This is a genomic window from Dietzia cercidiphylli, assembly GCF_014145145.1.
Lineage (GTDB): Bacteria > Actinomycetota > Actinomycetes > Mycobacteriales > Mycobacteriaceae > Dietzia > Dietzia natronolimnaea.
In genome coordinates this window covers 1-1,331 of record NZ_JAALEA010000390.1, presented here as the reverse complement: position 1 = coordinate 1,331, position 1,331 = coordinate 1, and the positions used below count along the sequence as shown (strand labels likewise).

The window sequence follows — 1,331 nt, the reverse complement described above, 5'->3', positions numbered from 1 at the left end:
TGAAGTTCCGGGCGGTGCCGCGGAACTGCAGGTTCCCCGCGGTGTCCGCACGGTGCGCGTGGACGAGTGCGAAGTCGGTGACGATCGAGCGCTCCAGGACGTACGGCACGCCGTCGAACTCGCGCACCTCCTTGGGTTCGGAGGCCATGGCCACTCCCCCGTCCCCGTCGTAGCGCAGCGGGAGTCCACCGTCGGCCACCATCGTGCCGACGCCGGCCGGGGTGTAGAAGGCGGGGATGCCCGCACCGCCGGACCGCATCCGCTCGGCCAGGGTGCCCTGTGGTGTCAGCTCCACCTCGAGCTCTCCGCTCAGGTACTGCCGGGCGAACTCCTTGTTGGCCCCCACGTAGGAGGCGGTGGTCCGGCAGATGCGGCGCGACTCGAGCAGTTTGCCCAGTCCGAAGCCGTCCGTCCCACAGTTGTTGCTCACGGTGCTCAGGTCGGTCGCACCCTGGTCGAGGAGCGCGTCGATCAGGACGGCGGGGATGCCGACCAGCCCGAAGCCGCCCACGGCCAGGGACGCGCCGTCCGGGATGTCCGCGACCGCCTCGGCGGCCGAGGAAAAGATCTTGTTGGTCATGTCAGACACCGTAGGCCGTGTTCGCTAGATACACAACAGTTCGCATCACGCACGATCCGCGCGTATCGTGGGTCACGACGCCCGGGCCGGGCCGGACCCGGCAGCGCCCCCAGGAAAGGACTGACGCCATGCCCGCCACCCTGTCGTACGAGGTCAGCGGACCGGAGTCGACGGCCGCCCCCGTCGTCGTACTCCTCGGATCACTCGGGTCGAACCGCTCGATGTGGGACCACCAGGTCCGCGATCTGGCCCGGGACCACACGGTCGTCGCGATCGACCACCGCGGCCACGGGGGTTCCGAGGTCGTTCCGGGCTCCTGCACGATCGCCGACCTCGCGGGCGACGTCCTCGCACTGCTCGACTCCCTCGGCGTGGACCGCTTCCACGTGGCCGGACTCTCTTTGGGGGGCGCGATCGCGCAGTGGCTCGCGGTCCACGAGCCCGCTCGGGTGCGCTCCGTGGCGCTGCTGTGCACGGCCGCGAAGTTTGGGGAGCCCTCGGCGTGGGCCGAGCGTGCGGCGGCCGTCCGCGGCGGCGGCACCGAGGCGGTCGCCGATGCGGTAGTCGCGCGGTGGATCACCCCCGCCCGTGCCGAGGCCGATCCCGACCTCGTGACCGGTCTGCGAGAGATGATCGTGGCCACCAGCACGGAGGGGTACGCCGCGGCCTGCGACGCCCTGTCGGGCTGGGACGGGCGGGCAGACCTGCGGAGGATCTCCTGCCCCACCCTCGTGGTGGCCGGCGACGAGGA

Annotated in this window: 2 protein-coding genes; one reads left to right on the top strand and one right to left on the bottom strand. The window is 71.4% G+C overall.

Annotated elements, in window-relative coordinates; all coding sequences use genetic code 11:
- Window positions 1-580, bottom strand: a 580-nt coding sequence (locus tag G6028_RS13660) for a CoA transferase subunit A (protein WP_182659198.1), incomplete at its 3' end; no start/stop codon positions are given.
- A gap of 128 nt (window positions 581-708) precedes the next feature.
- Between G6028_RS13660 and G6028_RS13655 the strand changes: the two genes are divergently transcribed.
- On the top strand, window positions 709-1,331 hold a 623-nt coding region (locus G6028_RS13655; RefSeq protein WP_182659197.1), incomplete at its 3' end, for an alpha/beta fold hydrolase.